A 12,871-nucleotide genomic window follows, 5' to 3' on the forward strand; every position below is an offset into this window, starting at 1 on the left:
TAATAATACAAATATGTACAAAGGATTTTTATTAGTCGCTTTGGTAAATTTTTGTGTTTGTAACTTTTCTTATGGTCAAACTGATACACTTTTAAATAAAAATTTTATTGACGAATTATTGATCACCATTAAACCGATTAAAAATCAATCGGTTAGAGAAAGTACACCTATAACACAGCAATTTAAAGAAAGTAAATTAGGCGATAATATTGCAGATCTTTTTTCTAATACAGCAGGCGTTTCAGTTAGACGAACAGGTAATGTAGCTAAACCTATCATTGATGGTTTAGGCAGTTCTCGTGTTCTTTACTTAACTTATGGAGTTCGCTTAGAAAATCAAGATTGGGCGGATCAACACGGTCCAGAAATTAATACGTTCTTTAGTAAAAATATAAAACTTGAACGCAGTGCAGAAACTGTGCGTTATGGAGCAAATGCTTTAGGAGGAGTTATAAAAATTGACAATCCCAAAATACAAGATTCTGTTGATTTTAAAGGAGCTTATAGCACTGCATTTTTATCTAATACAAGAGGAATTAAACAACATTTATTAGTAGAAAAGCGTGTTAAAAAACTACCTTCTTTAAGTTTTAGAACGCAATTTTCGTGGAGTAAAGAGGGTGATTATCATACCTCTAAATACAACATTGGTAATACAGGAGTTCGTGATAAAGACTTTTACACAGAAATTAACTACTCTTCTATTCCGTTTGATGTTCAATTCTTGTACTTAAACCAAAATCAAAGAAAAGGAAGTTTCTATGGTGCTCTATCAGGTAATATTGAAGAATTAGAAGAGATTATAGCATTAGGTAGACCTGCAAAAACAATCCCTTTTAGTTATACTATTCAAGCACCTTATCAGCATATAAAACATCAACTTTTATTAGGTAAAGCACAATGGAAACTTCAAAAGTCAATGTCTATTGATGCAATCTATGCTTTCCAAAAAAACCATAGACAAGAATATGAGGTTAGACGTATGGATCGCACAACAATTCCAAGTCAGGATACTGATTTACAATCTCATTTCGCTGAGTTGTCTTTAAAGTACACTAAAAATAATTGGAAAGGTGAAATTGGACTTGCTTATAGACGTAAAGAAAACTTTAATCAACCAGGTACAGGGGTTGTGCCTGCTATACCAAATTATGATTTCCAAACCAAATCAGCATTCTTATTGGGAGGGTCTACAATAAAGAATTGGTACATCGATTATGGGATAAGATATGATCAAACATATATGAATGCATTGGGAATAAACTTTTTAGGCATTGCATATGGACAAGCGAAACAATATAATAATTGGTCTTCTCAAATAGGAGGTAAATACATTTTTAAAAATGGGAGTTTATCAAGCGCTATTAGTTATGGTAATAGAGTTCCTGAACCTTACGAGTTATTTGTAAATGGAAAACAACACGGGTTACCTATTTTTTTCATAGGAGATAAAAACATAAAACAAGAAGTTGGAATAAAGTGGTTTAACCACCTTACCTACTATGTGGGTAAATCAAAATTTCAAGTAAATACTTTTTACCATCACTTCGACAATTTTATCTATACTGTTCCTACCCAAACCTATAAACAACTGTTTTCAGGACCAGCTGTTATATTTAATTTTCAACAAAGTAGGGCTGTTCTTATGGGGATTGACTGGGGATTTGAGCGACCTATTACAGATAGAGTTTTTCTAAAAACACAATGGTCTGCTATACGTCCAACTGCGGAAGGACATAAGTATTTGCCTAATATTTCACCTTTAAAAGGAACAACAACGATAGATTATACTTGGCCTAATGAAAAATATCAAATAGGATTGGAGCATCAATATACTGCCAAAAAGAAAAAAATTAGTGAAGATTATGAACTTTCAAAAGATACTCCTGCCGCTTCATCACTATACAATTTAGTAGGGCGATTAAATTTCAAAATATCTAATCAAACGCTAAGCGTAATACTGCGTATAGATAACGTATTAAATACAGAATATAAAGATTATATGGATTATCATCGATATTTCATTCATGCTAAAGGAAGAAATATTAGGTTAAATATAGTTTATAATTTTTAAGCTTTTGTAAAAACAATAACAAATGGAAACTCTCCAAATGGACATAAATAAACAAAGAAGTATTGAAGACACCCTCTATGTTTTATCAGGTAGATGGAGTGTGAAAATAATTCTACAACTTTTAAAAAAACCGATGAGATATAAAGAAATTCTCTATAGTGTAGATAAGATATCTGATAAGTCGCTTTCAAAAGAACTAAAACACTTAGAAGACAACCTTTTAATAAAAAAGAAAAAAGTAGATAATTATATGGTTTACCACTTAACAGAGCATTGTATCAACTTAATTCCACTTCTTGAGAAGCTTGCTCAATGGGGAGCAAGACATAGAGAATACCTCAAAAACGATTAAATAATACTAAGTCCCCTTTTCCTCCTCTTATTCTTTTAGGAGGAACATTTATTAAAAAATCACAATCAATTATTAATTAAATATTTTATTTTATGAAACTTAAATCTTTTTACCAAACACTACTTATTCTATTAGCTTTTATTTCATTAACCACTTTTGTTGGCTGTTCTAAAGACAGTGTATCACCGTCACCACCAGTAGATGAAACAGTGGACAAAGGTCACGAAGAATGGGGTAAAGTAACTTTCACATTTACAAAAGGTCACTTACACGGATCATTGTTTCATGGAGATCCAATAAATCCAGAAACAAAATATTTTGTATCTAAACAAGAAATTTCATTTGAAGTTGATGAGAAAGGAAATGTTGTGCCGTCTACAACAGAGCCAATCCGTTTTATCAAAGATGTACACTATGGATTAGAAATTACTTATTACAATAAAAATGGAGAGCGTATGAATAGTGAGTTTACAAATGCAGAAATGGCTCCAATACACCAACATTTCTTTTTAAATAAAAATGTTAAAGATTTATTGACAAATAAAGATCTTGGAAATCACTTAGATATATTTAAATACTCATATAGAGATACAGATCCCGAAGATCAAATGTTTTATATTTCACCGAATGCCAAATTACGTCCAAAGAATGATCCTATAGGGCTTAAAGGTTATTTTTATATTACAGATAAGTATAAGACTTTTGATTTGAATATTTTATTGGTACATGTTGTTAAAGGAACTAAATTAGATGACAATGGTAATCCTTATCCGTTTGACAAACCAAGTAAAAGAATTCTTGGAACACAAGATTTAAACATCAAAATTCCTGTAAAAATCTATACAGAACACCCAGGAGGTTCAGATGCAGAAGTAGATAAATTTATTAAAGATATTGCAAGAGAGTTCAATATTACAGAAGAAGAAGCTTATGATGATTGGGATAAATCATTTGATGCTCCACACGACAGTAGTAAATACTACATGTAATGAGAATTACTAAATGAGTAAAAGAGGCTAACTATATTTTAAGTTAGTCTCTTTTTTTTCAAAGGAATAAGAGAATTTCATAAGTTTAAAACTGACTTTATTCGGGAACTATTCGGAAATGGTTCGAGTCAGCTTCGGAAAAAAGGGTACTTTTCCGAACAAATATTACACAATTGTTAAATCATACTTTTTAAAACACTAATGCTAAGCTCTTTTACAGACAAGAAAAGAGAAAGAATAATAGAAATAATTGCGAATACTATTTCTTAGTACAATGCAATACGTCATTAAGTAAATACTTCTATCACGTATTGTATACAACTATTTTTAAATCTACTTAATGATTTAAAATCAAGTAGTTTACTACTACAAAGATACATTTTATCAAATTAAAATAGATTTTAATAGACAAAAAAAAATGGACTACTATACATAGTAATCCATTTTCTTATTTTGTTCAAAGGCAAAAATTATTTTGCTTCTTCTACTTTTTCTGCTTCAGTAAATGCATCAGCAATGATTCCTCTTTTTTGAAGAATATTATACCAGTTTAATACTTTTTTGATATCAGAAACATATACTCTGTCTTCGTCAAATTCTGGTAATACTTCTCTGAAGTAAGCTACTAATGTAGGATTATCTTCCTTGTGAGAAATAGCCTCTCCATTGTTTTCTTTTGCTGCAATATTTCTAAATACCTCAAATAACTTTACTTCATCATTGTAAGTATAAATAGAAATTTCAGAAAGCAAACTAACATTGTTTCTCAATCCCACAGTACTTTTCTTTCCATCTGCCAATGATTCAGCAACAAATCCTGTACGAGTTTGTACTAATAACTCATATAATCCTGGTTTTCCTGAAATAGCTAAAACTTTTTCTAAACTCATCTTTTTCTAAATTTTACTTTAAGAGTCGCAAATATCTTAAATAGTTATTAATTTACAATTTTTTATCTACCTTTTTTCTTTGTAAACTTCATTTTGTAGTCAGTAAATATCTTACCTTCCAAAATATTGTTAAGTTTCTTAGAAATAAGTTTCTTTTTTAATGAAGGAATTTTATCTGTAAATAAAACACCCTCAATGTGATCATACTCGTGTTGAATAACTCTTGCCGCTAATCCGTCAAACTCATCTACGTGTTTCTCAAAATTCTCGTCGTAGTATTCAATTGTGATCTTTTCTTTTCTTTTCACTGGTTCGTGAATATCAGGAATACTCAAACAACCTTCGTTAAACGTCCACTCTTCTCCTTCTTCTTTAAGAATCTTAGCGTTGATAAAAGTCTTCTTGAATGTACTTAAGAACGCTATTTCCTCTTCTGTATTGTCTTCCATTTCTGCAAATGGCGCTGCATCTACTACAAATAATCTAATTGGTAAACCTACTTGTGGTGCTGCAAGTCCAACTCCATGTGCTGAATACATTGTTTCATACATATTGTTGATTAATTCTGGTAAGTTTGGATAATCTTTAGAAATGTCTTCTCCTACTTTTCTTAAAACAGGATCTCCATATCCAACTATTGATAATATCATATTACTTAATTATTTTTAATCTGTGTCCTAAAATTCAAAGATGCAAAATTACTTAAAAATAAACGAATAAATAACATTACAAATTATTTTTGGCCTCTAAATTGTATTATCTTGCTTACTGAAAAGAATTCTAACCTAATTAACCAATAGGAAACTAAATCTATGCTAAGCAAAGCGAGAAAATTCACAGATAATTCCCACCTTGGCGATTCCCTAAAAATTACAATATCAGCGGTTGTCCCTTTCCTTCTTTTAATGCCTTATAAGGAGTTTAACTGGGCATTTGCAGCAGCCATTGGAGCTATGCTTACCGCCCCAGTCGATATTCCGAGTAACATAAAAGACAAAACTATCGGGCTTCTTGTTGGTGCATTTACTGTACCAGCAGTTACACTTGCCCTATCTTTAACGCACGGATATTGGTTTTTCTACCCAATTTTCGTGTTTATTTTGTTCTCCCTAAGTATGATTTCTGTCTATGGGCACAGAGCAAATATGTTATCGTTTACCGGATTATTAGCGGCCAGCTTAGGTTTGGCACACGACTATACAGGAGCAGCCTTGTGGATGCATTGTTTGATGTTGCTTTTAGGAGGATTACTCTATTTAGTTGTAGCTGTAATTTTCTATTATGCAAGACCCCGTAGATATGCTGTGTTACAAACATCTGAATGTATGGAACTAACAGCAGACTACTTAAAACACCGAGCAAAACTTTGGGATAAGGAAGCAAATGCTGAAAAGATTACAGAAGAACAACTTAATATTCAAGTTCAATTAAACGAGGTACACGAAAACTTACGTGAGTATTTAGTGCGAAATAAAGCAAATACAGGAAACTCCTCTAACAATAGACGTTTGTTGGTTGCTTTTTCTTCTTTAGTGGAGATTTTGGAAATTGCTGTTTCTACTTCTTTTGAACATAAAAAATTACACAAACTTTTTGAAGAACGCCTTGATATTATTACTGATTACCAGCAGTTAGCTTACCATTTCTCAGACACAATTGAAGATATTGGTACTACGTTGAATATGGGTGGTAAATACACTGCAAAACACGATTTAACTACTGAGTTTACGAACTTACAAGCTAAATTAAGTGAGTTTGTTAAAAGTGATAAGTCTCCTGATATGATGGAGGCTGTTCTGATGTTTTCAAACGTTTTACACTATGCTGAAAACCAAATTATAAAGATTCACACCCTTGAAAAAACGCTTACTGAAAAAGCATTCTCAATGGATGTTGAAGATAAGTTTAAAGATTTAGAAAAGTTCCTTACTCCTGTTCACTATCGCTTAGAGACACTAAAGGAAAACTTGAACTTTACTTCTACCATCTTTAGACATGCAACGCGTTTAACGCTTACAATTTTAGTTGGGTTAATAATCAGTAATATCTTTAATTTACTAAACGGTTATTGGATTTTACTGACTATTGTGGTAATTATGCGCCCTGGTTTTGGACTGACGAAACAGCGTTCTTTTGAACGTGTGATAGGTACTGTACTTGGTGGTTTATTGGCTTTTGGATTGCTATACGTAATTGATAATGTAACCGTAATTGCTTATATAACTGTAATTACAATGATTATTGGCTATTGGTTTTCACATACCGATTATAAAGTTGGAGTTACCTTCATTACAATGTATGTTGTGTTGATTTACGGAATATTAACTCCGAATTTCATGGACTTACTTATTTTTAGGGTGATTGATACCTTAATTGGTGCATTGCTTGCCTTTGGCGCTAACTACTTATTGTGGCCATCTTGGGAGTTCTTAAACATCAATACACACCTATCTAAATCGCTTCAAGCTAATAGACAATATGTAAAAGAAATTACACTTTATTATAATGAAAAAGGAGAAGTAACATTACCTTATAAGATAGCGAGAAAATATGCGTTTATTGAGATCGGAAACTTGATGGCATCGTTCCAACGTATGATTCAAGAACCGAAGTCTAAACAAAAGTACCGAACTGAATTATATGAGTTGGCTGTATTAAACCACACCTTCTTATCTACTGCTGCGTCAATTGGTATATATGTACAATCACGTACAACTACCAAAGCTTCTGAAGCGTTTAATATCGTAATGGACTACATCGACAGTAATTTAAAACAGACGATAGACTTGCTAAGTGATGCCAATGCAGGCAAAGAAATTAATATTATTGAAAGACCAGATAACTTTAATGTGAGTGTTACTTACTTAAAAGATCTACGTGAATATGAATTGAAGAAGTCATATTCAGATGATAAACAGATTCAGAATATGATGGAAGAATCTATCTTGGTAATTGAACAGTTGATTTGGCTTTCTAATTTATCAGAGAAGATATTTAAAATTACAGCGAGTATAGCTGAACAAAAGAAAATGGAAGACCCAAATAGGTTAATGTCCTTAAGAAAAAAAATCCTTCCGTAATGGAAGGATTTTTTTTATTACTCTTTACCATCTACATAATCTTGTAGATAGTCAAAACGTTCTGTAAGTTTTTTGTCTTTTACAATTGTCGCTCTCTTTAACACTTGATCTTTATCACCGTTAAAAAAAGCAGGCATAATCTCTTCTACAAACACTTCACCAAAGCCTTCGCTTGCGTCTTTAGGAAGCTCTGTAGGCAAGTTATCAATTGCCATTACAGTTATTGCCGCTGGATGGTCAAACTCCACCTCTTCATCTTGTCTTGGATGATACCCATAAAAAGGTTCTGCAATAGTAGATGCTCTCAAAGTAGACTCAATCGGTCCTTGATCTACATCACAAGAAATATCACCAATAAGTTTAATCTGATTTTTAGGAGAGTTAAGCATTTCTTTTGTCAAAATCACAGGAGACCCTGTTTTGTGGAAATGCCCAGTCATAAGAATATCAGCAACTTGAGAAAATTTCTCAAAATCACTCGTGTACAACTCTGGATTGTCGTAAAAATCTTGTTTACTACCTTCTGTACCGTCAATTCTCTTGTAATAGTCTGTTACACCAATTTGCGTGTACACAGGTCTATCGTATTTCTGTGTCAAGAAGTGCTCCACAGAAACCTTCTTCATCTTCATTCCGTCAAGGATTTCCATAACACCTTTTGCTACTTTTCCTTGTCCTGTCAATACAATTTTAATCGGAGGAAAGAATTGTTTTTTAAGGCGAAATATCAAATCTTCTTTATGCAATAACGTTTCCGCTTTAGCAAGATTAAATAATTCATATTTTAATCCAAATCCTCTTAGTGTGTTATAGGCACCAACGATTCCGGCATATCTACCGAATCCTATAATTCTCGTGTTCTTCCCGTCTACAAATGTCTCGTGATCCATTAATGTAATGTTCTTCTCAATGCAAGCTTTTAAAAGCTCACGGTTATGTTCTTGTTTTTTTATTGTATGCGAAAAAAAGACATAAGTTTTATTTGGAATGAGTGCATCAACTGGAATTTCTTTTACCCCTAACAGTAAATCACAATCAGACATATCGTCTGATAACTCAAAGCCAGAAGCTTCGTACTGTTGGTCAGAAAAAACTCTGATATCGGAGCGTTCTATCTTAATAGTGAGGTCTTTATAGCGATCTAAAGCCTTTTTCACTTGATTAGGACAAAGCACAACTCTCTTATCCGGAGGGTTTTTCCGTTCTTTAATAATTCCTATTTTCATAATAAATAGTTTGGTTAGTTATAGTTTATTTGTTTGGTTTTGGTTGGAAATTCAAATATAGAATTATTTCTGACTTGTACAAAAAAGTAGAAAGAAAATGACAATAGTTAAAACATTATTAAGAATCTTTTGAAGAAAACAAATATTGTTGTACTTTTGCCACAAGTTACTAAACTAAGTAAACAAAGGGGTCGATCGGTATTGACAGCGAGTGGAATTAGTTAGTAAGCACGTCGAGCGTTGTTATGTAGCTCGTAAATATCATGTAACGAACTTTTTAAACGGCGAAAATAATTACGCTTTAGCTGCTTAATCTGAATTATAGTAAGATTTGCCTTTAGTTCCCACCAGGTGGGAGAGCTAGATTCCTCTTAAGAGCCTTGGTTTATGGCGCTTTGTCCAGAGGAACCGTAAAGTAAACCTAAACCTACGAGCGTCTCGTACATAGGTTGACATCTTAGAGACTAAGTTGTGAGTGGCTGTTTCTTGCCAAGCTCACAATCGAAAATTTAATAAGGAACTAAGCGTGTAGAAAGCTTCCTGATTGCTTGTTTGGACCCGAGTTCGATTCTCGGCGACTCCACAGGAAAAAAGCCTAACTATTGATAATTAAATAGTTAGGCTTTTTTTATGCTCGAATTTGTACAGTTTTTGTACAGATTCTATTTTTTTAGATACTTTTAATATATTAATTTCTCTTAACTTACTTTGTTTCAAGTAAAATTTAACTATAAAAAACAGTAAATTTTAATACTCTATTTAGAATAGACAGTATTCACAATAGTATTTTAAAAGCTGTGTTACTACAGTTTTATACAGCCTTAAGTTCTTATATGAAGTAATCAATATAAACAACTAACTAAAACTTTCTCGTTAGAAAATAATTTATACTAACCCTCTTATTTCTATGGTAACTTTATTAATTAATTCGTGAAATAACTTTTTCATAAACAACAGCATTAAAAATCCCTTGCCCTAAAGACTCTATCTCTCCTTTGGCATTACCAAAGTATATGTCCTTATTTGGACTTGAGTTTCCTTTTTCAACGTAAGCATATAATTTATACATCACTTTTTTCTCTACTGGTTCCGTATTTCTAATTTGATCAACTGCTTTACCTGTAATAGATACCCCCATCAAATTATCCCCTTCTATTGACGATCTATTTTGATAATTTGTTATTTTTCTCGATCCTTGATCTAACTCACCAAGTATACCATCATCGCCAACTTTAACCATTGTTACTCCCATATATCCAATACTTACCTTTTTCCCCATTAAATCATAATTTAAATCGCTATTTGAATTATTATCAACATTATTATAAATATAGATAGGCACGTCATATTCCAGAAAAATAATATTCTCTGTATTTGGAGATAAAATCACTTCTATATCCAATTCTATATCAATATGTGCATTAACATTACTCTGGTCTTTCATTACATTCGCGCTTTTCTCTGTGTGAATTGTCTTTTGACTTTTAGCATACTTTAGTGTTTTAAGATTAAAGTTATCATCCTCATAGTCCATTGTTGCTACATCACCCTCAGTGTTTAAAATTATTTTTCGCAAGTAATCCTGTCTTCTCTCCAAACCTTCTAAACGTATAAAACTATCTTCTGATTTTTCTACTTTAACCCCCTTGTAATCAATATCTAAACTCACTTTGGGATCTTCTGTTCCTATTCCCACTTGTGCCAAAACAGAAACACTTAATAAACTGAAAAATATTAATATAAACTTGTTCATCTCTTCTATTTTAATAATTCATTGATAGTAATCATCAGCAATCCTTTTCCCCAATTATAATTTTCACCTCTATCTGAATAAGCTCCAAATATAATTCTATAATTACTTAAGTTGATATGATCAGTAAATCCATATATATCATAAATTACTTCAAGAGGTTGATCAGTATCATTGCGCACCGTATCTACATAAGTAAAACCAACAGCCCTACCATTTGCTGTTGCTGTACCCGGTGTTCTTGAAGTAGGAGAAAACACACGAACTGACTCTTCTAACTTTTCAAATTCAAGATTTCCAAGTTTCCTTTTTGCAAATACACCAAACTCTCCTTTAGGGTTTCCGAATCCAGGAAGCATTGAAGGAACACTATACGTTACTTCAAATACAAAGGTCTTATTAGGTGGTATTACAATAGACGTATTCAAATTTAGAGCCTTCTCAGCATAATCGTAATTGTTCCCTCCTTGCACATCATTTGAAGAAATTCCCACTATTTCTTTCATTTTTTTTGTAACAACATTTTTAAACAGTAAATTAGTTGGCAATCCTGAAAACACCGCTAAATTTCCCTTTTCATCTGCAATTAAATGTTGAGGATATTCTTCCATCGGCCCAACTACATTACTTACATCTTTTAGTTTTACATCTTGTCCAAAATGAACTGCTGCTGTTGGATCTTCAATTCCAATTCCCACCTGAGCTACACAAACAAAGCCATAAAACATCAAAAAAATACAAATTATCCTTCTCATTTTTTTACATTTTATTTTTATTCCCATAATAAGGTTTGTGATATACTTTTACCAACATCATCCCTACACCTGATCCTTTATCACCATTTGCCCCATATTGTATAACTCCTTGATTACTTTTAGAATAACTCATTAATTTATAACTTATTTTTTTTAATTCTGTTCCTGAGTTTACGACTTCTTGAACATTCATCCCTTCAATAAAAATATCTCTATATTCAAATTTACGAGAAGCATTTTCAAAGTCTACTGGTAAAGATAGTGCTCTATTACCCTCAACTAAATTAACATAGCTATTATCTTTACCCTCCTCTTTTTTCATCAACCTAACTCCAACTTCACTAACTAAAGGAATTTCGTGAAAAGACTCTTTTTGCTTCACTTCAAAATAAAGAGGAACATTGTAATGAATTTCGAATACAGAAATGGTATTAGGTAATAATTCTAATTCAATATCTAACAACAGATCTTTACTTTCATCTGTTTTATTTATCACAACACTATCTTCCATTTCATCATAAATCATTTTAACAAAGTAAGAACGATCGTTTTCAATTTCTAAGTATCCTAACTTTCCCTCTTTATCCATCAGAACTTCTCTGTTAAATACATTCAAGTCTCCTTCTTCTAAATTTCGAAATCTTATACTTCCTTCTATTTCGATTCCATTTTCTGGATTTTCTGTACCGATACCAATCTGTGCCATACCTACATATGAAGTAAGTATGCTTATTAATAAATATATCTTATTTTTCATCTTTCCCTTTTTTAATAAGAGTGATTACTTTTGAAATAACCACCCTTATGTTTATTTTTTCACGTACTCTAATATAAGATAGTATTTCCCTTTGGGATGCTTCACCGTTAAAGTTCCTGGTGTCCCAAGTGTTAGAATTGTTTTGCCATTTACAATCTCTTTCTTAATTAAACCACGTGTAGAAGAATTGGTTGATTGATTTATAAATCTCGCATCTAATACAACATCTATAAAGTCACCATCTAATGTTACTTTATTCTCGGCTTGAGAAAACTCTACTTCAAAAACTCTCTGAATCACTTCTTTATCAGTACCTATCCATTTTTGTCCTGTAACTTGTTCTTCAAAAGAATAATCTACCAATGTGTTTTTCATTTCTGGTCTTTTAAATATTACACCTCCCTTACCATCTGCTGTTAGCACTTCACCTTCTTCAAAGTTACTTGCTATTTCCTCTTCATTAAATGTTTTCCCTGAATTGATTTTATAAATATTAATTGCACTGTTTTTTACTTTACTTGTTGTTACAGCTGCATTAGTTAAGTGTGTTGTTTGAATTCCTTCAATCGCAACCGCAATTTTTATATCTTGTAATACTGCCTTGTTCTCAGACGCAACAGTAATTGAATTATCTGATGATAGTTTCTTTCCATTATTAGCAACTGTTAAATACAAATCGTTTTGTACATCTTCATTGTTAATGATTTCATCGAAGTTAGTAATCACATCTCCTACTACATCAATAGTTACTTCATCTAAGCTCTCGTTTTTATAAACGTACTTACCTGTCTTTTTACCGTCTTTTACCTCTGGAGTAATCGTAGTAACAGTTTCATATTTCTTTACGATTGCCTCTACATCTATCACTTGGCTATCGCCATTCTCGTCGATGTATTTAAACACATAGCTATCTCCCTCTTTAACGTAGGTTACATTTCCAATTGGTTCATGTAACTCCCAGTACTCGTTTAAGATATTTTGTACATCTTCATTGTTAA

The 12,871-nt window shown here is 32.1% G+C and carries 10 protein-coding genes, 1 other RNA gene and 1 pseudogene; 5 read left to right on the forward strand and 7 right to left on the reverse strand.

Going from position 1 to position 12,871, the window contains the following annotated elements; translation table 11 throughout:
- The first annotated feature begins 13 nt into the window (after nucleotides 1-13).
- The 3 genes from AABL81_RS04250 (at nucleotide 14) to AABL81_RS04260 (ending at nucleotide 3,415) form a co-directional block, all read left to right on the forward strand.
- Nucleotides 14-2,074 (forward strand): TonB-dependent receptor, encoded by a 2,061-nt coding sequence (locus AABL81_RS04250; RefSeq protein ID WP_341340422.1) that lies wholly within the window; start codon nucleotides 14-16, stop codon nucleotides 2,072-2,074.
- Nucleotides 2,075-2,096: 22 nt separating this feature from the next.
- Nucleotides 2,097-2,426, forward strand: coding sequence for a winged helix-turn-helix transcriptional regulator (locus AABL81_RS04255; RefSeq protein WP_158210953.1), 330 nt, complete (start codon nucleotides 2,097-2,099; stop codon nucleotides 2,424-2,426).
- Between the two features lie 92 nt (nucleotides 2,427-2,518).
- Nucleotides 2,519-3,415, forward strand: coding sequence for a hypothetical protein (locus tag AABL81_RS04260; RefSeq protein WP_341340423.1), 897 nt, complete (start codon nucleotides 2,519-2,521; stop codon nucleotides 3,413-3,415).
- A 470-nt stretch (nucleotides 3,416-3,885) separates the two neighbouring features.
- Here the strand turns inward: AABL81_RS04260 and AABL81_RS04265 are convergent, their stop codons facing one another.
- Nucleotides 3,886-4,305: a DUF5606 family protein gene (locus AABL81_RS04265; RefSeq protein WP_090408460.1), complete on the reverse strand. Its 420-nt coding sequence runs from the start codon at nucleotides 4,303-4,305 to the stop codon at nucleotides 3,886-3,888.
- Nucleotides 4,306-4,367: 62 nt separating this feature from the next.
- On the reverse strand, nucleotides 4,368-4,955 hold the full coding sequence (gene def, locus AABL81_RS04270; protein ID WP_158210955.1) for a peptide deformylase: 588 nt from the start codon (nucleotides 4,953-4,955) through the stop codon (nucleotides 4,368-4,370).
- Between the two features lie 162 nt (nucleotides 4,956-5,117).
- On the opposite strand from def, the gene AABL81_RS04275 reads away from it, so the two are divergent.
- Entirely contained in the window at nucleotides 5,118-7,385 is a 2,268-nt protein-coding gene (locus tag AABL81_RS04275; RefSeq protein WP_341340424.1) for an FUSC family protein, read from the forward strand.
- A 17-nt stretch (nucleotides 7,386-7,402) separates the two neighbouring features.
- Here the strand turns inward: AABL81_RS04275 and AABL81_RS04280 are convergent, their stop codons facing one another.
- A complete protein-coding gene (locus tag AABL81_RS04280; RefSeq protein WP_341340425.1) occupies nucleotides 7,403-8,611 on the reverse strand; it encodes an NAD(P)-dependent oxidoreductase in 1,209 nt (402 codons plus the stop codon).
- Between the two features lie 187 nt (nucleotides 8,612-8,798).
- On the opposite strand from AABL81_RS04280, the gene ssrA reads away from it, so the two are divergent.
- Nucleotides 8,799-9,197, forward strand: a transfer-messenger RNA (tmRNA) gene (gene ssrA, locus AABL81_RS04285).
- Nucleotides 9,198-9,530: 333 nt separating this feature from the next.
- Here ssrA and AABL81_RS04290 read toward each other — a convergent pair.
- The 4 genes and pseudogenes from AABL81_RS04290 to AABL81_RS04305 all read right to left on the reverse strand — a co-directional run.
- Nucleotides 9,531-10,364: a hypothetical protein gene (locus AABL81_RS04290; RefSeq protein WP_158210958.1), complete on the reverse strand. Its 834-nt coding sequence runs from the start codon at nucleotides 10,362-10,364 to the stop codon at nucleotides 9,531-9,533.
- Between the two features lie 5 nt (nucleotides 10,365-10,369).
- A complete protein-coding gene (locus AABL81_RS04295) occupies nucleotides 10,370-11,116 on the reverse strand; it encodes a hypothetical protein (protein ID WP_341340426.1) in 747 nt (248 codons plus the stop codon).
- 4 nt (nucleotides 11,117-11,120) lie between these two features.
- On the reverse strand, nucleotides 11,121-11,873 hold the full coding sequence (locus tag AABL81_RS04300; protein ID WP_341340427.1) for a hypothetical protein: 753 nt from the start codon (nucleotides 11,871-11,873) through the stop codon (nucleotides 11,121-11,123).
- A gap of 51 nt (nucleotides 11,874-11,924) precedes the next feature.
- Nucleotides 11,925-12,871: pseudogene (locus tag AABL81_RS04305) on the reverse strand (hypothetical protein); the annotation flags it as partial.

Origin of the sequence: Myroides sp. C1519, from assembly GCF_038039755.1 — a bacterium.
Lineage (GTDB): Bacteria > Bacteroidota > Bacteroidia > Flavobacteriales > Flavobacteriaceae > Flavobacterium > Flavobacterium phaeum_A.